At 55.5% G+C, this 19,312-nt stretch carries 21 protein-coding genes and 1 pseudogene; 6 read left to right on the top strand and 16 right to left on the bottom strand.

The window, feature by feature from the left end:
• The first annotated feature begins 585 nt into the window (after nucleotides 1-585).
• Together QN085_RS16590 and QN085_RS16585 are read left to right on the top strand one after the other, a co-directional pair.
• Nucleotides 586-1,794, top strand: a complete 1,209-nt coding sequence (locus QN085_RS16590) for a hypothetical protein (RefSeq protein ID WP_285687403.1) — start codon at nucleotides 586-588, stop codon at nucleotides 1,792-1,794.
• Complete coding sequence (locus tag QN085_RS16585) at nucleotides 1,791-3,140, top strand: hypothetical protein (RefSeq protein WP_285687401.1); 1,350 nt, start codon at nucleotides 1,791-1,793, stop codon at nucleotides 3,138-3,140. Before QN085_RS16590 ends, QN085_RS16585 begins: the two co-directional genes overlap by 4 nt.
• A 350-nt stretch (nucleotides 3,141-3,490) precedes the next feature.
• On the opposite strand, the gene QN085_RS16580 is transcribed toward QN085_RS16585, so the two are convergent.
• Nucleotides 3,491-3,619, bottom strand: a complete 129-nt coding sequence (locus QN085_RS16580) for a hypothetical protein (RefSeq protein ID WP_285687400.1) — start codon at nucleotides 3,617-3,619, stop codon at nucleotides 3,491-3,493.
• A gap of 415 nt (nucleotides 3,620-4,034) precedes the next feature.
• The gene (locus QN085_RS16575) at nucleotides 4,035-4,334 is read right to left on the bottom strand and encodes a site-specific integrase (RefSeq protein WP_352230947.1); all 300 of its coding nucleotides are present in this window, start codon (nucleotides 4,332-4,334) and stop codon (nucleotides 4,035-4,037) included.
• A gap of 101 nt (nucleotides 4,335-4,435) precedes the next feature.
• Between QN085_RS16575 and QN085_RS16570 the strand changes: the two are divergent.
• Nucleotides 4,436-4,921 (top strand): annotated as a pseudogene (locus QN085_RS16570) (phage portal protein); the annotation flags it as partial.
• A gap of 5 nt (nucleotides 4,922-4,926) precedes the next feature.
• Here QN085_RS16570 and QN085_RS16565 read toward each other — a convergent pair.
• From QN085_RS16565 to QN085_RS16545, 5 genes are all read right to left on the bottom strand, one after another.
• Complete coding sequence (locus QN085_RS16565) at nucleotides 4,927-5,736, bottom strand: DUF6236 family protein (protein ID WP_143133096.1); 810 nt, start codon at nucleotides 5,734-5,736, stop codon at nucleotides 4,927-4,929.
• A gap of 192 nt (nucleotides 5,737-5,928) precedes the next feature.
• Nucleotides 5,929-7,164, bottom strand: a complete 1,236-nt coding sequence (locus tag QN085_RS16560; protein WP_143133098.1) for a hypothetical protein — start codon at nucleotides 7,162-7,164, stop codon at nucleotides 5,929-5,931.
• A 92-nt stretch (nucleotides 7,165-7,256) separates the two neighbouring features.
• The gene (locus QN085_RS16555; RefSeq protein ID WP_096010193.1) at nucleotides 7,257-7,670 is read right to left on the bottom strand and encodes a hypothetical protein; all 414 of its coding nucleotides are present in this window, start codon (nucleotides 7,668-7,670) and stop codon (nucleotides 7,257-7,259) included.
• Complete coding sequence (locus QN085_RS16550; protein WP_096010194.1) at nucleotides 7,667-8,086, bottom strand: hypothetical protein; 420 nt, start codon at nucleotides 8,084-8,086, stop codon at nucleotides 7,667-7,669. Before QN085_RS16550 ends, QN085_RS16555 begins: the two co-directional genes overlap by 4 nt.
• Nucleotides 8,087-8,474: 388 nt before the next feature.
• On the bottom strand, nucleotides 8,475-8,816 hold the full coding sequence (locus QN085_RS16545; RefSeq protein WP_096010195.1) for a helix-turn-helix domain-containing protein: 342 nt from the start codon (nucleotides 8,814-8,816) through the stop codon (nucleotides 8,475-8,477).
• A 928-nt stretch (nucleotides 8,817-9,744) separates the two neighbouring features.
• Here QN085_RS16545 and QN085_RS16540 point away from each other — a divergent pair.
• Entirely contained in the window at nucleotides 9,745-9,903 is a 159-nt protein-coding gene (locus QN085_RS16540) for a hypothetical protein (RefSeq protein ID WP_156155233.1), read from the top strand.
• A 104-nt stretch (nucleotides 9,904-10,007) separates the two neighbouring features.
• On the opposite strand, the gene QN085_RS16535 is transcribed toward QN085_RS16540, so the two are convergent.
• The 4 genes from QN085_RS16535 to QN085_RS16520 form a co-directional block, all read right to left on the bottom strand.
• Nucleotides 10,008-10,193, bottom strand: a complete 186-nt coding sequence (locus tag QN085_RS16535; RefSeq protein ID WP_013973222.1) for a hypothetical protein — start codon at nucleotides 10,191-10,193, stop codon at nucleotides 10,008-10,010.
• A gap of 320 nt (nucleotides 10,194-10,513) precedes the next feature.
• The gene (locus tag QN085_RS16530) at nucleotides 10,514-10,714 is read right to left on the bottom strand and encodes a hypothetical protein (protein WP_013973221.1); all 201 of its coding nucleotides are present in this window, start codon (nucleotides 10,712-10,714) and stop codon (nucleotides 10,514-10,516) included.
• Between the two features lie 120 nt (nucleotides 10,715-10,834).
• On the bottom strand, nucleotides 10,835-11,413 hold the full coding sequence (locus tag QN085_RS16525) for a cysteine hydrolase family protein (RefSeq protein WP_023662101.1): 579 nt from the start codon (nucleotides 11,411-11,413) through the stop codon (nucleotides 10,835-10,837).
• Nucleotides 11,414-12,251: 838 nt separating this feature from the next.
• Entirely contained in the window at nucleotides 12,252-13,157 is a 906-nt protein-coding gene (locus QN085_RS16520) for a LysR family transcriptional regulator (protein WP_024087383.1), read from the bottom strand.
• Nucleotides 13,158-13,255: 98 nt separating this feature from the next.
• Between QN085_RS16520 and QN085_RS16515 the strand changes: the two genes are divergently transcribed.
• On the top strand, nucleotides 13,256-14,017 hold the full coding sequence (locus QN085_RS16515) for a sulfite exporter TauE/SafE family protein (RefSeq protein WP_023662099.1): 762 nt from the start codon (nucleotides 13,256-13,258) through the stop codon (nucleotides 14,015-14,017).
• 1 nt (nucleotide 14,018) lies between these two features.
• On the opposite strand, the gene QN085_RS16510 is transcribed toward QN085_RS16515, so the two are convergent.
• The 5 genes from QN085_RS16510 to QN085_RS16490 all read right to left on the bottom strand — a co-directional run bounded on the left by QN085_RS16510 (nucleotide 14,019) and on the right by QN085_RS16490 (nucleotide 18,618).
• Nucleotides 14,019-15,443: a GGDEF domain-containing protein gene (locus QN085_RS16510; protein ID WP_041505853.1), complete on the bottom strand. Its 1,425-nt coding sequence runs from the start codon at nucleotides 15,441-15,443 to the stop codon at nucleotides 14,019-14,021.
• Nucleotides 15,444-15,580: 137 nt separating this feature from the next.
• On the bottom strand, nucleotides 15,581-17,410 hold the full coding sequence (locus QN085_RS16505; protein ID WP_023662098.1) for an SLC13 family permease: 1,830 nt from the start codon (nucleotides 17,408-17,410) through the stop codon (nucleotides 15,581-15,583).
• 138 nt (nucleotides 17,411-17,548) lie between these two features.
• Nucleotides 17,549-17,932 (bottom strand): glycine zipper domain-containing protein, encoded by a 384-nt coding sequence (locus tag QN085_RS16500; RefSeq protein ID WP_013973215.1) that lies wholly within the window; start codon nucleotides 17,930-17,932, stop codon nucleotides 17,549-17,551.
• Nucleotides 17,933-18,006: 74 nt separating this feature from the next.
• Nucleotides 18,007-18,198 (bottom strand): hypothetical protein, encoded by a 192-nt coding sequence (locus QN085_RS16495; RefSeq protein ID WP_003257401.1) that lies wholly within the window; start codon nucleotides 18,196-18,198, stop codon nucleotides 18,007-18,009.
• 129 nt (nucleotides 18,199-18,327) lie between these two features.
• Nucleotides 18,328-18,618 carry an RcnB family protein gene (locus QN085_RS16490; RefSeq protein WP_003257402.1) on the bottom strand — a complete coding sequence of 97 codons (291 nt, stop codon included), beginning with the start codon at nucleotides 18,616-18,618 and terminating at the stop codon, nucleotides 18,328-18,330.
• A 114-nt stretch (nucleotides 18,619-18,732) separates the two neighbouring features.
• Here QN085_RS16490 and QN085_RS16485 point away from each other — a divergent pair, with 114 nt between their 5' ends.
• Nucleotides 18,733-19,083 (top strand): hypothetical protein, encoded by a 351-nt coding sequence (locus QN085_RS16485; protein WP_016498900.1) that lies wholly within the window; start codon nucleotides 18,733-18,735, stop codon nucleotides 19,081-19,083.
• Nucleotides 19,084-19,312 lie beyond the last annotated feature (229 nt).

Here is a 19,312-nt window from a genome sequence, read left to right as displayed (position 1 = left end):
CATTTACAGTCTCTGTTCTTGTCCGAACCACAGTCGCGAGCAAGCATATAGGCTAAATGGAGATACGCTTTTCAAAGTAAAACGTGCAGACTACCTGCGGTCGGTCATTAGTGAGGCAGGCGGTCAGCGTTTCTATTATTCAAAATAAGGGTAATTCGAATATGGTGGTTGTGGATGCTTAGATTGGGTTTGATTTGGATTCAGCGATAGCCTTGGGAGATGTTTGATATGTCAATGACAGGCGCAGTTTAAGGTTGTTCTCAGAGCTAAGAGATTCTGATCGTTACTTATCTGGCTACAAAGTTTTTTGTTTGTCCGCAGAACCCAAGGTCTGAAAATCCGATGGAGGTTAACTTTTGAAATCGGCCCGAGTCTGCCTGTCGCTAAAGATAAAATCACAGAAAATTGAAGAGCAAGCTGGCTACCCGCTCTTTAATGAGTTGCCGTCAGTGGCATGGCTTGCGAATTTTACGGATTTGGCATAATGTTTGATTTCGGCTGAATTTTTGACTGGTTGTGAATGTGTCAAGGCTGCAAGTAAAGATTTGCTGGGTGGTCTTGAGATCTATAGGAGCAGGAGTAGCTATGAAATACAGTATTTTAGATTCCAAGGATGAGGCCCAAAGTAAGTGTTTTCTGGTAAGATCTACGTTGAAAGAGTATCTTGCCTCTTTGCCCGCAGACTATGATCAGTACTCTATTCAGCGATCCATTGTAAGCAATGTATATTTGGATCGCATGATACAGACTGTTTTGAGTAAAGGGCATATCCCTTCAATTACGTTGGTTACGACGGATCAGGATATAGCTCTCCGCGATTATACGAATAGCGAATTTAAAATTCTAGATGGTTTGCAGCGTACATATCGTCTAAAGATGATAAGTGATACGAAAGATTTGTTCCTGAATAAAGTCCTTGGCCAGGCTGAAGGGTTGACTAACTTTCAAATAAAGCGAAAATTTAAAGATGACTTGGTCTCTATCGGTTCTGTAGGGAATATTCTTATATCAATAAAAGATTATTTCGATAGAAATGGAAGGGAGAGCTTGGAGCAGTGTTTTTCAGATAATTTTCAATGGTTTGAAGTATGGGTAGGCCTAACGCCTGAGCAAGAAGTAAAAAAAATGTTACTGCTGAATGCTGGGCATAAGCCAGTCAATATAAAGCATCAGTTGGAACTTTTATTTTTAAACCTTTTGCCAGTCATGGCTGAGATTAAAAGTCATAAGGTTAGAATAAAGAGGGAGAAGGAGGTTTCTGCAACTTCATTTAGTAAGGTGAGGAAGGTTGGCGACTATCAGTTTTCACAGTTAATCGCTGCATTGGTGTCTTATGTTAATCGCGCACCAGTGACAACTAATACAATGTTTGTTGAAAGTATGCAGAATGACCAGGGGAAACTAGAAGTATTTGTTGAAATGTTTTCCTATAAATTCCTTGAGGACTTTATTCGTGCGCTATATACATTAGATGTTGCTGCTTCTGATGCGTTCGGTACAGATGGGGTCCAGTGGATGGGGCGCGAGGTTTCGTTAGCTGCGATGTTTGCTGCTATCGGAGCTTCTGCCGACTCGCCCGATGAGCTACGAAAAGTTGCTGAACGGCTAGCCCAGCACTTTGAATTAGTTGATCTTGGTGGGTATGAGCAGGCAAGAAACAGCGTAGACCTTGCAAAGGTTAATGTAGGTAATATTAACCGTATTTCTATTTTCAATGGACTGGAATCACTTATCACCTCTAATTACATTCGCAAGATTGATTGGGCCTCGGTATTTGCGAGGGAGCCGCAATGAGAAAGGTAGATGCAGTTTACTCTATGCTCATCACTCAATTTGGTAGGATTTGTGATGATGTAGCGAGAGCTGACAATTTTTCAGAGGCGCTTCAAGCCGGCCCGGAGAGAGATCTTTTCGAGAGTCTTTTTGTAGCGTTTTTTGATGAAAAAGAAAACTTGGAGAGTTTTAGAGGTGAGTTGGATGTTTATCCGGCCCTCTCGCAGTTGTATGCTCTTGTAGAAAAGTTCCATAATAACTTTGGTCACTTCCCTGGTTTTGATTATAAAGCTTGCATGTTTGGCTTGATGCTCGCCGAGCGAATTCTTCAGAATGAAACTTCCCCATTGCCTGTGGATGATGTCGATCAGGGGTTTGATTTTTTCTACAGCGACTTAGATTTTGAGTGCAAGGCGTTCTCAACAAATGTGCCTGTACTGAATCGGAATATTCTCTGGGTAAATCCTGGGTCAATTGAGTCTCTGACAGCGCTAGCGAATAGCAATGTGTCGCCCGATCTTTTGTATTATTTGGCCTCGGTGGGGTCGGATATTGATTTTGCGCTTGGCAAGTCGATGATTGTTTGTGATAGAACTTGCGTTACAGATAGGTCCTCCGCAAGCGCAAACGTAGTTGCGCTTTTGAAGTTGCATATGGTTAGTTCGGGTAATAGAATTACGCGTTCTAACTTGTATAGTGTGCTACCTCAAAACTCATCTCGGCAAAATTATTTGCCCACCAATAGCTATGCTCAGTTTAGCGATGTTATTCACATATTGGGTGAGTATCTAGATAGAACAGATGTACTTGCAAAATATCTGTCGATGTATCATGTTATCGAAAATTTCATGATAAAAAGTCAGATAGTTAAACTTGAGCGCAAGGCAAATGGGGCGATGTTCTCGATTAGAGACTTCAGGAGGCTTAACAAGGCAGTAGAGGTTTCTGAGGTAGATGCCATCGGGAAACTTGTTAAGTCAATTTTCTCATTGCCTTACGCAACTGCCGATTTTGGAGGTTTTGCGCATTCTTCTTGGCAACGTTTTTTGGCTGCGCATGCGGCAAACAGTGCTGAGATAAACAGTTTCTTGTCTGGCTTGGTTAATGGAAGTTCAGTGATTAATACCGTTGCGCAATTCGCTGGGTATTTCTCGGCGCTTATTTATCAGATGAGGTGTTCGATAGTTCATAATAAAGAGACAGAGTTCCATATTTCTAATGAGACATATGGTGCTGGTTGTCGCTTGGTTATGGAGAAATATCTGTTGCCTGTACTTGAGGAGTTTGTTTTTCTGGCAATGGCTGAAGATAATGATGTTGTTTGGTATCGTTCTAACTCTATTACATTATGGAGTCTTTCGGCTTGACCGCGCTTTAGCCACAGTAGGGTGGGATTTGATCGCTGCTCTGCCACTACGCTGAACTCAGCGCTAATTGTTCCGACTTTGCATGGCGAGCTCTGGGCTGTGTACATGCAAAGTGGACCCGCTGTCTCCTATTGGCCTGTTACAGCGGCTCTGGAGGGCGGAGTTATGGGGCGGCCGCTGCCGGTGGCACTGTCGTTCGTGGAAAGACATTCACAATTGATTCGGGGAGAATCGTTGCCCTTCATTGTAGATGGACTAGCAGAGCGTCGGCTATGGCATAGATTTCCCGTTCGACGAGAAGGAGCGGATGGCCGACTTACCTAGCCAGTTCGGGCTTGAGGATCAGCGGCTTACGCTCGTGGCATGTCGACCATGCCTTGGACCCAGAGCGTCAGCTCTTCCAGGGCTGCTCTGATGGCAGTCTGATTCAACAGCAGCAGCTCCATTGTGTCTGCTGTAATCGTGGCTTGATCGTCCATAGCTGGCTCTTGGCAGCGTAGATTCGAGGGCAATATTAGTGCAGTTTGTGGTCCGCCTGAGACCTGAGTAAGCCACATGCGACATTGAGGTGCCAGTGAGCGGGGATAACACGCTGAAATCAGTTCCGCAAAGGCGAAATGGACCAGCGGAAAATGCGGCCTCCAGCAAGAGCTTTGGTGAAGATTTGCGGGAATTTTTTTAGGTTAACTCACTGATTTACAATAAAAAATTCGTAGACTTGAAAACCGTCGATGGGCAACTATCCTAGAGTTCGAATCTCTACGCTTCCGCCATACAAGTGCTTGATTTCATTAGTGTTCGCCGCCGCTTGACCCTCAAATGGGAGCGTTTTGGGAATACTTTGGGAATGACAGGCAGAAGAAAGGGGCCCTTGCGGCCCCTTTTTTTGTGCGTTCAGCTCAACCTGAGCGCCTGATTCAACAACCCCACCACGTCCGGGCCGTCCTCGCTGATCCACTTCGCGTAGTGCTTAAAGATCATCGCCGTCGACGTGTGCCCCATCTGGTCCGCAATCCATTCAGGCGTGGCGATGCCGCTGCTCAGCATCTGGCTGGCGAACGTGTGCCGGCAGGTGTTCGGCCCGCGCTGGCGTACGCTGGCTTTTTCCAGATGCGTGATCCACCACCCATGGCGCAGAACATCGGAAGAGCGGTACGGCTCACCAGTGGCACTGTTGTGGAAGACAAAGCGCACGCGCTGCTCCCGTACCGTCCGATTGTCGCGATCGACGACCTCGATCAGTTCCGGCGCCAGGTGCTGGGTGAACTTGGCTTGCGCCTGCAGAGCGCGCAGGGCTGGCTGCCCTTCTGAGCGCTTTGCTCAACGAGAGTGCCACGCTGTTCCGTCGGAAGTATTACCAGAACGGCAGTCACGCCGGGTTCATCCTGTACATGACGGACGCGGCTCAGAACGAGAAATTTGTCGATGACCTGCGGGATGCCATGAAGAACAGTAAAGGCCCGGGCAACTTCCGGAATCTGTTCATGTACGCACCTGGTGGGAAGAAGAACGGCATCCAGTTGCTACCTATCAGCGAGGTGGCGGCCAAGGATGACTTTGCGGCAATTAAAAACATTCGTCGTGACGATCTGCTGGCGGCACTGCGTATCCCGCCCCAGTTGATGGGGATCGTGCCTCAAAACTCAGGTGGTTTTGGCTCGACCAAAGAAGCAACCGAAATTTGGACACGGAATGAGCTGATGCCGGTTCAGTCGAGGCTATTTCAGGTGAATGAATGGGTAGGGGAGGAAGTAGTGAGATTCCAACCCCTTGGCGACTAATAGCATCAACCTAACTCACGAGTCGCCTGATAAAGGTATTTGAAGGGTGAGGCGGGTCTTTTTATTTTCTGAAAGCTGATGTCTGCGTCGATCTTAAAATTACTCGCCACACCAGCTGCTACCGCAGCAATAGCCTTCTCGGTGTTGCCTAGGTTGAAGGATTCTGCATTTTTCCATGCAGTGACGGCAGCAGATGCTGAGGTCGCCAAATTGAAGTTCATTGTCGCTTTTAAGTTGGCTAGTTTGACAGGGAATTGCCACTCGCGAGTGACCTTTATCAAGTCCGAGCACGCGGCATCTAGTTCTTTGAGGGCTCTATCCAAGGACTCAACGCTGTCGTCTGCGCCTGATATCTCCTTTGCCATTGCATCAAGATGAGCGCGAAAAATAAGTAATTCTGCTTTCCTTCGATCTTTGAAATCGAGTATCTCGACTAACGGTACGTCTGGATTGGGGATTGGGAGGGCGTTATAAAGTGTTAGTCCGGTGCCGGACTTAGGTGGGGTTTTATTATTATTAATAAAGGAGTTGACTCCTTCTCCGGCGCTCCACATTCCAGGTGACTGAGTTTCAAAATATGTTAATGCATATTCGTGTGCTGCGGTCATGATGTCTTCAACTGGCCCGCCGCCGCTCAGTGGTAGGGTAGGGGTCTGCATCACTCCAATGCGTACAAGTTCTTCGATTTCATTCGTATTTGGAGTGTAAATAAAATTATTTTTCGGCCATGCTAGTTTGTCCCAGTACAAAAGAGATGAGCGTAATTCTTGCTGGTCTAAATGGGCGCTGGCTAGGTTAAAAGATGTTCCAGTCACCGAGGATGGGCTGAAAACTATCAGTCCCCTTGGTTTTAATGAGTACTTTCCATAATTAGGATCGCTTGCTTTTCGCTGTTTGGCTTGCCCCGTAATCTTGCTCCGTCAGGACTTTTGATTGTTGCTTTTGATGTGCTAAAAGGACTGGGTCATCCGCTGCTCTGTTAGGGGTATGGCTGTTTGTCCTGGCTTTTATTTCGTGATTTTTTTAATTCGCGGGTTTGTATAGAAATTGTGCATCCCAAACGCAGCGCCTCTCTTCATTCGGGACTCTTGCTTTTTTAACAGCCGAAGCTGGGGGGCGTATTCCTTGGCCTTGTCGAGTGCCCAATATCCACCTGCGACCAAGGTGCTGAATGCGCCGGCGAAAGGGGATTCCAACTGGGATATAATACCTTCGGCACCCGTCAACCCTAAAGCAGCCTTGCCCAAGTCACATTTAATTTGAAATTTTAAATTTCGCCGCTCCAGTGACAGGTCTTCTGAATCTTTTTTGTAGTTCGAAATTAGATTTCTTGCCGATGCCTCGAAGTTGCTGCTGCGCGCATTTTCATTTGCCAGTTCGAATACCGAGGAGAACAGGGCTTCGCGCGACTTAGCTTGCCGCCCCCATGCGGATGTCCTAAGTTTAATAACTTCTTTAATGCTTAGATTTTGAAGTGCGATGTCATCGATGAACTCGTTATGGCAAAGCTCCAATACTCTCCCGGCACGTATCAATTCACCATCTTCATCAGCAATTTTTAGGGCGGCTGAAGCGTTGCTGAGTAGTAGAGAAGCTATTCCGCCATAAATATTTGAGTCGAACACGGGGACGATTTCTTTGGCTTCGCAGTACCCAGCATATTTTATAAAGGCTGCAAGTCTAGATCTTGCAACTAGCGTTGCGTCTTTGTAGTGCTCAAGTGCAGGGAGTTCTGGTAAATCATTAATGCCTTGGTCGCCGCTTCCTTGGATGGATACTTTATCCGCTTGTGATAGTAGCTCTTGTATGTCGGCCTTGTTTTGAACTGCAGACGCTAAGAAATCTTGGTTTGACGCCATTGCTCTATAGATCCAAAAAACTGAGCTTGGATCAATGGGGTAGCCGCCTAGATCAACTCCACCTATTGTCACTTGTCCTGGGTCATGCGGTTGGTAAGTTGAGCAAACCTCAATAAGTCCTTGCTTTACCGCTTCGCTGACGCCATCTATTACTCTATCAAATCGCTCGTCATAGTCTGCTGCTTTACCCATCGGCCGAACATCTCCCATGCTCATTCCGAATATTGGTAAGCCCATTAGTACACTAACTAATGCATTGGATGGTATGAGGTCGCGATCGCTAGGGTCAATGATTAAGACTTTTTCGTAGGTTAATAGTGCTCTCTTGATTTCAAGTGATGAGTTAGGACTCTCATGGGGGGCAAGAAGAGCATGATATATCACCAGGGGACTCCTGTCTTAGTCTTCCAAGGTAAGAAAGTGCTGAAATTTAGTGTGGCAGTTGCCGTCACTTTCAAAATTTTTGAAGAAGTCACCTATTGGCGCTTCTTCTTTTGCTTCTTGCGACCATCTGCTGAATGCGTTGACTTCCAAGCGCTCCACGCTCCCCCGATGAGGCCAGCTACGGCACCGACAGCAGCCAAAGCAGGCGCGGATGGAACTGCGAATGCAGCGAGCATACCTCCAGCGGCTGTGCCGCCAACGGCCATTGCCAGTGAACTGGCAACTTTGGCCGCTCGCTCTTGCTGAAGTTTTTTGGCTGCACGTAATTTCCTAGCACTGCGAATTCGGACATACCCACGCGCTTTCAACCTGACAGCCTGCTCAACTAAGGCTTCCCGCTCCTCTTTGCTCAAGGTTGATTTCTTTTCCATTAGGGCGTCTTCGAGCAGGATCTCAAGCGTCTCCTTGAGGTCCTCAGTGGACTCTTTTGAGTTCGTCTGGCTCATGAAGAACCTCCCGGCGAGCAGCAGATGACATTTTGGGTCTCAAAACCGGCAAAAAGAACGAGCCCTGTAAAGAGAGTAGCTACTAATTTCATTGGCCACCCTGGTTGCCAAGTCGGATCCGCGGCTTTCGAGCACATTGCTGCAATTAGCAGCAATGAGCACGCGAGCGCAATCAGCCAGCAGAACCATGGGATTGGCCCCATGGTTTCGTTACCCCATCCCTTTACCCCGGCCTGGATCGCCAACACTGCGGCGCCGTAGAGCCAGCCTAGGGAGTCGATGGCTTCACCCCATTTGAAGGTGAATGAAGCAGATTGAGCAATTCTAAAGCAGCCCAACAGAGCCCAGTAGAGAAGCGCCGTACCCACTAAAGGCAACACCCCTTCCCATATGAGCCATTTGAACGATGCGTCCATTGATAGTTCTCGTTATTCGGCTGGAGCGCATGGTGGAAGCGACGCAGAGTGAAGTCAATCGTACGCAGAGCTTCGGCGCCGCTTTTGAGGGAGGCGGCTCGGATGGCTGCGCCCTGTACTGGCAAAACTCAGCCCACCTGGTTCCCTCATTGGCCGTATCAGCGCTTTCTGATTTTCAGTCGAGTACGGCTTCTACATTGCCGCTTGACCCCGGCGCGCGCCCTCGTCCCCCCGCCACGCCTGCGGGCTAAACGTGTTGGATATTCCGCATACCTGCAGCTCAGTCAGAAGAGCGCAGTCACTGGGCTGCATTGCCGGAGGTGGGAGGGGCGCAATTCTGCAAAACCCTGCGAGCAGTGCTGATCGCAGGGCGCTGCCCAGTGAATGGTTAGCTCCACTCGAGACTTACGTTTGAAAAGCCGCGGCTGCTCAGTTCATCTAGGATGTCCTCAATCGTGGCCTCGGTGAGTGTCAGAGCCATGACAGATTTTTTGGTTACACCGTCTTCGGTGCCATCGTCTTCTTCCTCGAAATCCTCGTCATCAAACAGAACCTTATTCAGCTCCTGCCAGGTGCTCATCGTCGGACGCGACTCACCTCGTTCGTAACGGCCGGGCATGACGTGAGAGATGCCTGCTTTCTCAGCGAGCTCCTTGTGATTGAGGCCTGCCTCCTTGCGTGCGTTTTTCAGTGCGTGTCTAAAGTTCGAGCTCTTAGGGTTGGGTAGCATCGGTGTGCTCTCAGTCTGTGTTGGTGAGCCGTCAGGGTACACGCGTCACGAAACCGACTCAAGTATCACTGAAATCGCCATGAACATTATTTGTGTACATTCCGTGCAGCCATAGCATTGGTGGATGGCACGGTGCGTCTTCGTGCACTTCCCAATTTTCAAGGCCACCACCAGAAAAGGGTAATTTTGGTTAGGAGGGGGACCGAGTGGTGCTGTAGGCCTTGCGGCACATGGTTTTGAGCGATTACCTCAGAAGGTAATCAGAGGTAAGGTGAAAGGTAATTTTTTCTTAACTAGTTGATTCTAAAGGGTTTTGTATTTCTGACTTCCAACCCTGCTTTGAGGTAATCCTATTACCTTTCAATTACCCAAAAATTACCTTTTTCAATATTGCTGTAGCCGCTTAGTTACGTGGCATCCAGAGCTTTTTCGACATCTAATTACCAAAATTACCATTTTTTGATGGGTCAACTGAAACGGCGTTTCCCGTACTGGGGAGGTCCAGGCGAGGCGACGTACCCACCCACTCTGGGAACACCTTGGGAACAAAATCACGCGTCAACGCACTCTTCATCCCATGGAAATCAAGGCCTCCAGCCCGGCCGAAGCCGTTCCGTTGAGTTCGAATCTCTACGCTTCCGCCATATTCAAAACCCTGATTATTCAGGGCTTTTTGCGTTTTTGGGGCATAGGAAACAATCCATGGGACCATCCGTGGGAATGTTTTGTTTCGGCGCTTCCGATACTTCTTGCTTGGTCGGTTTCGCCAAGGCTCCAACTTAACTGGCTTCATCCCATTCTTACAAGCACGAAAAAGCCCGCCGAGGCAAGCTCCTCGCTTGCTACTGAGCGCTAGCCGCAGCCTCTCAAGCCAAATTGCATTACTGACAACTGCGCGGAAATCGGATCTGTAGGCTGGACCCAAACCTTGCTCCACATCAGTGGCCTGCAGGCGTTTGATGCAGGCGTGGTCATCCTAGTAGAAGAGGTAGATCCCGTCACCTACAAAACCGCGGACGTTGATGTTCACAATCCGTGGCGCAGCGCGGAGGTGGGTAATATTCTGCAGAGATTGCGTAAAGCTTGAGGTCTGCACTGTATCTGTGGAAGCAGCATCACCCGCGAACACCGGCGCAGCCGGAGCCATACACCGCTTTGCATTCTTCGCGGGCATGCCCGCTCCCGCAGGTTTTATTGCAGGGTCACTGGCTTCATGGCATCCGGTAATTGACGAATAGCTGCCTCTATCCGCTCGATCGGTGCCGCGAGTTCGTCCGCCTCCTTGTCCTTGCCCTCCCTTCTCAGGCGGTCACGCTCAAGGCGCAGGTTAAGCAAATTCTTCTGTAGTTTCAGGGCCGAGGTATTGAACGGATCCATGCTTTTCTCATGCTGTAGGCTTCCGTGCCGCTGTAGGAAAACTGGACCGTAGCAGTTCGAATTTGCTGGAGAAACTGATGTTTCATACAGGCAAATCCCACTACATAGATTCTTCCTACATTGCGCGGCAAAAGATCCTACAGTCAGCGTTTCAAATCATGTCTTTCAAACCCTCCTGAGCCCGCATGGTAGGTGGCGATGATAGGTGTTTGGCAATGCAGGCCCTCAAGGCGGATTGATCCAGAGGCTGCAGTGCTTTTCGAAACCTTATGTAGCAATTGCCGCCCCGCGCGCTACAGGTGGTCCGCATCCACCACCGCCTAGGTGAACGTCTGAGGCGCTTCCTGCGGCAAGTTGTTAAGCGGGTCGAAGTCATCCGCCGCTGTAGCGGCTGGCTGGGGCTGCTGTGCTGCAGCCGTGGTGATGTCCGCCGTCAGCAGGCCAGGTGGCAGCAGGGTACAGGCGAGCAGTGTACGGCTGAAACGGTGTGGCAGGGTGGTGGTCGAGTGGCGGGTAGACATCGGGCATCTGCGCCCATCCGCTTCGCCAAGAGCAGGTGCAGATGGTGCGCCCGCTCAATGGCTGGGTCTGGTGTCGCCGCCATGGCAATGACGAGTTGGCTGGTTGCCTGCGCAGAAGCTTCAGCGGTTGACCTGAAGCGAGTCACCGATCAGAACCTGCTCCGTGCGCAGGATGCGCGCGTAATCCAGAGCCAGGTTGCTCAACGACAGCGCATGTACATCCTCCGCCGGCCAAAGCCGGCCTTGCAGGTCGTGCTGGTCAAAGGTGAAGCAGGCATCTTCCACCACCACCACATCGAAACCGAGATTGCCCGCCGAGCGTGCGGTGGATTCCACGGAGTTGTTGGTAATTACCCCGGCGATGACCAGTGCGTTGATGCTGCGCGCATGCAGCCAGCGCTCCAGGCCGGAGTTGGCGAAGGCATCGGGCACATGTTTGTCGAACACGGTTTCGCTGGCCAGTGGGGTAAATGCGGGCTGGAATTCGCAACCGGACTGGCCCGGCCAGAACACCGAGTCTACCGAGCGGGACAGGTGGCGCACATGGATCACCGGGCGTCCTGTCCGACGCCACGCAGCCAGCAGATCGCCTATACGCAGTTCGGCCTCAGGGTTGTTGCGCCGGCCCAGGCGCGGGTGGTGGATACCAATCTGAAGGTCGATCAACAACAAGGCAGCGTTGGTCGCGAAAGCGGTCATGAAGGGATGGCACTCCTGGCAGGTTCGAGCGCTTGACCCTAGCACAGCGTGGATGACTGCAAAAATTGCTGTCACGCGTAAGGGCCAGATGCGCCGCTCTTGTGGGAGAGGGCCCAGCCCTTTGGGCTGCGCTGTCGCGTAGATAACTGAAATTGCAAGCAATCCGCGTACCGGTGGGAGCGGCTTTAGCCGCGAAGAATCCAACGCGGTGCATGGCACCGGCTGCGCCGGTGTTCGCGGCTGAAGCCGCTCCCACAGGGCCCCTGCTAATTCAATGAGTTATGTGCAGTTCTACGGGAGCGGCGCCTTGTGTCGCGAAAGGGGCGCGCAGCGGCCCCAGGTTTTCGATGCATCCCTCAAGATTGCCGGGGCCGCCCTGCGGCCCTTTCGCGAAGCAAGGCCGCTCACACAAAAGAACCGGGTGCCTCACATCTGATCCGCTTTTTTTCCATAAAGCTGAATCTGTAACGGTATCAGCCCAAGCCCGACAATATGCCCATTCCCGCATCACACTTGTAGAGGTTCCAATGGGCAAGCTCGCGCTATTCCTGGGTGGTTTTCTGCTGCTGACCATTCTGATCGGTATCCTTGGCACCATTCCGCCAAGCTGACGTTCACCACACCTATCCCTCGCGGCCTGCCTGTCCTTCGGGCGGGCCCATTCCTCTTCATTGTTGGCCGATTCACCCTACCGATTTGTACGATAAGTCATTCTTTGCACTGGGAAAACTGTCCACAAAAAACGTGGGTAGGTCTGTGGATAAAGTTCTGCAAGCCAAGCCCGCGGCGGGCTCTGTTAAATTGAGCAGAAATTGAACAGCCGTTTCAGGGCGTTGTTTCAGTAGGCTAGGCCGGTGCGGCGCAGGGCTGCCAGCAGGTCGCGTACCCGCGCCGGCAGCTCGCCGGCGGGGTACACGGCATGCATCTGCGGGTCCTGGCCGTTGCTGGAGGTCAGGCGGTACTGCGGGCATACCCGCACCAACCGCCCGGCCTTGACCTGTGCTTCGCCGACCCAGGCGGCCAGGCGGGCGATACCGGCGCCGGCCAAGGTGCTGTGGTACACCGCGTCACCTGAGTCCAGGCGCAGCCTGGGCCTGGGGCGCAGGCTGGTGATCTGGCCGTCGCGGCAGAAGTGCCAGGCCTTTAGGATGCGCGGGGCGGTGTGCAGGATCAGCGCGTGGCCTTCGAGGTCCTCGGGTTGTTGTGGCGTGCCGGCCAGGGCCAGGTATTCAGGGCTTGCATACAGGTGACGCTGGTAATCCCACAGTGGGTAGCCGATCAGCTCGCTCGACTGTGGGAAGGCGCCGCGCACCACGAAATCGAACTTGCCTTGCAGCGGGTCCAGGGCCCCGTCGCTGTACTGCACGTCCAGGGTTACCTGGGGGTGGCAGCGGGAAAACTCGGCAAGCACTTGGGGCAGTACATGTTCACCCAGTACCTGCGGCACGGCGAAGCGGATCCAGCCTTGTGCACTGCCGCTGAGCGCGGCCAGTTCGTCGGCGGCATCACGTTGCACATCCAGCAAGCGTTCGGCGTGTGGCAGCAGGCGCTCGCCGGCTTCGGTCAGGGTCACGGCATTGGCGTTGCGGTTGAGCAGTTTGCTCCCGGCGTTGTCTTCCAGGGTTTGCACCGCGCGGGTAACCGCGCTGGGTGAGCGCCCCAGGGAGCGGGCCGCGGCGACGAAGCTGCGCTTGTGCGCCACGCTGACGAACGCCTGAATTTCCCGCAGCATGTCCAACGCCATTGCCTGCTCCTCGTTGCAGTTTTCGCAATATGGCATTTCAACACAAGCACGGCACTTTGATTAGCCTTGAAAGCGTCTTCACTGCCTGGAACCGCGTCATGATGGATATCGCTGTGCTTTCCGTGTTTGCCTTCGCCGCTGGCCTGATCGACGCCGCCGTGGGTGGCGGTGGGCTGATCCAGATCCCGGCCTTGTTCAATGTGCTGCCCACCGCGCAACCGGCGGCACTGCTCGGTAGCAACAAGCTGGCGTCGGTGTGTGGCACGGCCTTCGCTGCGCGTTCGTTCATCCGCAGGGTGACGCTGGACTGGGGGTTGATCGTGCCGGCAGCGCTCAGTGCCTTCGTCATGTCGTTCGCCGGTGCCGCCACGGTGTCGCTGGTGCCGCCCAGCGTGATGCGCCCGGCGGTGCTGGTGCTGATCGTGCTGATGGCCATCTACACCTTCTGCAAGAAGGACTTCGGCACGCTGCACAAACCCACAAGGATCGGCCGCAAGGAGCAGTGCCTGGCGGTACTGATCGGTGGTGCGATCGGCTTTTACGATGGCCTGTTCGGGCCGGGTACCGGCAGCTTCCTGATCTTCCTGTTCATCCGCTTCTTCGCTTTGGACTTTCTGCACGCCTCGGCATCGGCCAAGGTGGTGAACATCGCCACCAACCTGGCGGCTCTGGTGTTCTTCGTGCCATCAGGCAATGTGCTGTACGCCATCGCCTTGCCCATGGCGGTGTGCAACATCCTCGGCGCGCTGACCGGTACCTGGCTGGCGGTGCGCAAGGGCGCGGGCTTTGTGCGTGGGTTGTTCCTGGTGCTCTTGTGCGTGCTGATCGCCAAGTTGACGTGGGACCTGCTGGGTGGCTAGCTCACATCGCCTGGCGTTGTGGCTCGGCCTGTTCGACGCGATTGCGGCCATGGGCCTTGGCCCGGTACAGCGCCTGGTCGGCGCGTGCCAGCAGTTCATCGAGGGTGGGGGCCGGCATGTCGGCGGCACAACCGGCCAGGCCGATACTGACGGTAATCTGCAGGGACTGGCCGGCCTGCATCACATGCAGGTCCTGCACCGCACGGCGCAGGCGCTCGGCAGTGAACTTGGCCCGATCTGGCGCCAGGCCCGGTAGGACCACGACAAATTCCTCGCCGCCCAGGCGAGCGAACAGTTCACCATCGTGCAACTGGTCCTGCAGGGTGCTGGCGAACTGGCGCAGCACCTGATCACCGACCGCATGGCCATGGACATCATTGATCGACTTGAAGTGGTCGATGTCCAGCATCATCAGGGTCAGCGGCAGCGCCTGGGCGTGTTGCTGGCGGCTTTCCAGCAGCGCGTTGGCGCGGCGGGTGAAGGCGCTGCGGGTGAGCACACCGGTGAGGTGGTCGATGCTGGCCTGATGCGCCAGGCGGGCCATCAGGCTGCGGTTGGCCTGGCTGACGCAGGCCACCACCAGCGGCCCGAGCACCAGCATGGCGATGCCCAGGCGCGCCGACATCAGTGTGGTCACTCCGGGCTCGCTTTGCGGCACGCTGAAATGCATGAGGTTTTGCGCCACCGCCACGATCAGCGTGCTGCCAGCGGTGAGTGTCAGCAGAGAAACCAGGAACGGTGAGTAAGTCCAGGCGCACCACAGCAGCGCGGCAATCGGGAAGGCAATGGCCCCGGGGCCGCCGAAGGCAATGCTGAACGCCAGCGAGGCCAGCAGCACCAGCAACGGCGCCAGGCGGATGGCCTGGGCGCCACCGCGCACCAGCGCTCGTGCCGAAGGGGTCGTCAGCAGCACTGGCAGCACCAGCACGCTGGTCGAGAACTGTTCACTGAACCAGGCCAGCCAGGTGGCGCGCAACGACTGTTCGAACCACGGCGCGGCCACTGCCGCCGCCATGCTGGCAGCCACTATTGCCCCGGCGGCACTGGCGCCGAACACGCTGAGGACGCCGTGGGGAGTACGCATCCGTCGGTGCAGGCGCGGCAAGCGCGAGAGCATCAGCCAGAGGGTGACCACCACGCCCAGGTTGCACAGGTTGAACCACAGGGCAGGCATCCAGGCGCTGCCGCACAGCAGGTCGGCGCCGACCATGGCCAGCCAGACCAGGGTAAAGCCCGTCAGCGTGGCTTGGCGGGGGTAGCGCAGTAGCACCCCAGCCAGGACCGCATTGACCGGCCAGAACAGCGACAGGGATTCGATCGGGCGGGCCAGGATGCCGCCCAGGGTCAGGGCGAAGGTCAGGCCGAGTAGAACGACGTAGTGCAACAAGCGCGATTGGGCTGGAAAAACCATGGGCTCGACCGGCAAGGCGGAAACGAAATCCAGGACAACGGCTTGAAGCACCTGGGGCAATTGCGCATAAGTGTGTTTCGTCAGGGGACTTGATGTCAATCTGCCGCGATCGGTCGAGATAATGCCAAATTGCCTTCATTCCTGGCCAAACCCTACAGCCCAAAGAACCACGGCACCATCAACACGGTCACCAGCATCACCAGTATGGTGAACGGCACGCCAACTTTGACAAAGTCAGCGAAGCGGTATTGCCCCGGGCCAAGTACCAGGGTGTTCACCGGCGATGACACCGGCGTCATGAAGGCCGCCGAGGCAGCCAGCGCCACGGTCATGGCAAACGGGTAGGGCGACATGCCCAGCTGCGTGGCGGTGCTGACAGCCACGGGTGCCATCAGTACCGCAGTGGCCGTGTTGGAGATGAACAGGCCGATCACCGCCGTGACCGCGAACAGGCAGGCAAGGATGGCACTGGGGCCGGCACCGCCCAGCACGCTGACCAGGCCGCCCACTGCCAGGTCGATGCCGCCGGTTTTCTGCAGTGCCTGGGCAAAGGGCAGCATACCGACGATCAGCACCAGGCTTTGCCAGTGGATGGCCCGGTAGGCGCTGTTCATGTCGATGCAGCGGCCTGCGCCCATCAGCAGGCAGCCGATCAGCGCGGCAATGACATTGGGGACCGCGCCGCTGACCATCAGCCCGACCATCACCGCCAGGCTCAGCAACGCCTGTGGTGCGCGGGTGCGGGCGGGCGCGACCAGGTCGATTTCTGCGGGCAGGCTCAGTACCAGGAAGTCCTTGGGCTTGCTTTGCAACTGGCGCACGGCTTTCCACGGGCCGACTACCAGCAGGGTGTCGCCCAGGCGCAGCTTTTCTTCCACCAGCTGTTCTTCGATCGCCACCTGCTCGCGGCGCAAGCCGACAACGTTGAGGTCGAAGCGCGTGCGGAAGGCCAGTTCGAGGACGCTCTTGCCGAGCAGTTTCGAACCCGGTGGCAGCAATACCTCGGCCATGCCCAGCTCCTGGGACTGGTCGATGAAGTAGGCCGCCTTGAAGTGCAGCGGCTCCAGCTGCATGGTCTGGCACAGGCTGCGCAGGTCGTCGCGGTTGGCGAACAGGTCGAGCAGCAGCACATCGCCCTGGTGCAGCACGGTGCTGGAGTCGGCGGCGATCACCCGCGTGGTGAACTTGTGCTGGCGCTCGATACCGATCACGTTGGCGCCATGCCGGGTGCGCAGCTCCAGCTCGCCCAGGGTATGACCGATCAGCGGCGAGTGGGGGCGGATGCGCAGGCGCCGTTCACGGCCATTGAGCTTGTAGTCCAGCACCAGGTCCAGCAGGGTGCGGCGGCTTTCCACGCGGCCGTCCTTGCGCACTTCGCCATTCAGCCAGTGCCGGGTCAGCAGCATGTAGCCGATGCCCAGCACCAGCACCACCAGGCCGAACGGGGTGAAGCTGAAGAAGCTGAAGCCCGCTTCGCCATGGCGTACCAGCTCGCTGTGTACCACCACGTTGGGCGGTGTGGCCACCAGGCTGAGCATGCCGCTGATCAGGCCGGCGAAAGCCAGCGGCATCATCAGGCGGGCGGGCGAAAGCTGCAGGCGTGCAGCGATGCTCAGCACCACCGGAATGAAAATGGCCACCACGCCGGTGGAGCTCATCATCGAACCCAGCCCCGCCACGGCTACCATCAGCAACACCAGCAGGCGCGCCTCGCTGTTGCCGGCCCGCTCGCTCATCCATTCGCCGATACGGTAGGCAATGCCGGTGCGCACCAGGCCTTCACCGATCACGAACAAGGCGGCGATCAACACCACGTTGGGGTCACTGAAACCGGCCAGCGCCTGCTCCACGGTGAGGATGCCCGACAGCGGCAGGGCGAGGATCACCAGTAGCGCGACCACGTCCATGCGTGGGCGGTTGATGACGAACAGGGTGATGACGATGGCCAGCAGGCCGAGGACCCATAGCAGCTCTTGGTTCATGGGGAGGCGGTGTTCCTTCACACGGGGGCACGATAGACAGTAGCAGCCAGTGTGCCGGATTGTGCTGAAGGGGGTGTTGATGTACTGCAGGGTTTGCAAAACAAAAGGGGCCGCATTGCGGCCCCTTTGTCACTGGAATCAGTGACGGTGACGGTGGTGCTTGCCGTTGTTGTCGCCCAGGTGGTTGCCGATGGCACCACCGGCCGCACCACCCAGGCCGGCACCCACGGTGGAGCCGGTCTTGCCGCCCACCGCGCCGCCCAGCAGCGAACCGCCCGCCGAGCCCAGGCCACCGCCAATCGCGGCTTCGGTACGGTTGCCCTTGCGTGCACCTACCGCACTGCCGGCTGCGCCGCCGAGGCCGGCGCCGATGGCCGCCCCCGTTTTGCCGCCGATCTGTTGACCGACAACGTTACCCAGAACACCACCCAGGCCACCGCCAATGGCGGCGGTACCGTCACCGGCGAAAGCGCCCTGGCACAGCAGCAGGCCAAGGGCAAGGGAAGGCAGAGTCAGACGCATGATACGAACCTCAAAGGAATCATCAGGTTAAGGTGCCGCGCAATGGGCGGCGGGCCAGGGTTGAAAAAGACGTTTCAGCGGTAGTAGCGGTCACCACGATATCGACGATAGTCGTCATCATCGTCGTCGCGGTCATGCCGATGGTGGTGACGATGGTCACGGTCACGGTCACGCCAGCCATCGTCGTCGTCATGGTAGCGATGGCTATGGCACCCGGCAGTCAGCAGGACAACAGCAATCAGCGAAAGGCTTGCAAGACGGGTCATCACGATATAGGTCCTTGATCCGCAAAGGTTTACGGCACACCTCCTGAGACTGGAAAGGATCCATTTGGTTTCGCTGGCAGGCAAAAAATTGTCGTGCCAGCGAGAGCGGCGGGAGTGAAGAGTGTTGAATCAGCGGGCTGACTGGATCGCCAGCACCACACCGTTGGTGATCTGCACCAGCACGTAGCGCCCACCCATGTCTACCCAGTGGCTTTCCTTTTCCGGTGCTGGCAGGCCCTTGGCTTTCCAGTCCTTGATAGCCTGGTCATCGCGTTTGTACTGGTCGGGTGCCTTGTCGCCGACCTTGAGCTCGCGGTTGTGGGTTTCTGGTGCGGTGACGCTTTCTTCGCTGGAGGGGGCTGCGGTGGCAGCCAGGGGCAGGCTGGCAAGGACGGCGAACAGCAGGTGGTGTAGTTTCATGGTTATCTCCTTGTGAAGGAATGCCTTATCTGCGACAGCCACCTGAGCGCGACAATTCACTCGCGATGCTTGCCAGTGCTAGAGTCGCCTTCTTTTTTATCCTGAGGATGGAACATGCGTGCGATTCTGCCGATGGCCGCGGCGTTGATGCTGGTCGGTTGTGCTTCTGCGACCATGGAAACGGCCCGCGGCGGCAAGCCGACCGCGCAACTCGACTCGCACAAGGCGCCGGAACTGGTGGCCCAGTGCATCCAGTTCAGCTGGCAGGAAGAGAAGGTATTCGGCGACGACGCCAGTGGTTATCTGGAACCACGCAAGCAAGGTGGCTTCACCGTGTATACCCGTGAGGCCGAGGCGTTCGTGGACGTGTACCCGCAGGCGGGCGGGGCGCGGGTGGATTACTACGCGCAGAAGAACGACGGTGTGGCCCTGCAGCGCCGGGCGGCGGCGGCGACCTGCCTGTAACGGCTGGCGACTGCACATGGCTGGTTGACTTGGCAGGGGCTGTGTGGGGCGAGTGGGAGCGGGCGCGCCCGCGAACACCGGCGTAGCCGGTGCCGGCCACCGCGTTGTTTCTTCGCGGGCACGCCCGCTCCCACAGTGACCGCACCAGCTTTACAATTTTTAGCAAGGCTGTCCTGTCGCAGGGAGCTTGGTGGGGGCTAGCATGAGCCCCCACGAATCAAGGAAGACA

Origin of the sequence: Pseudomonas sp. M2(2023), from assembly GCF_030263955.1 — a bacterium.
Classification (GTDB): domain Bacteria; phylum Pseudomonadota; class Gammaproteobacteria; order Pseudomonadales; family Pseudomonadaceae; genus Aquipseudomonas; species Aquipseudomonas asiatica.
The sequence above is the reverse complement of the archived record's forward strand: the minus strand, read 5'-3'. Positions and strand labels throughout refer to the sequence as shown.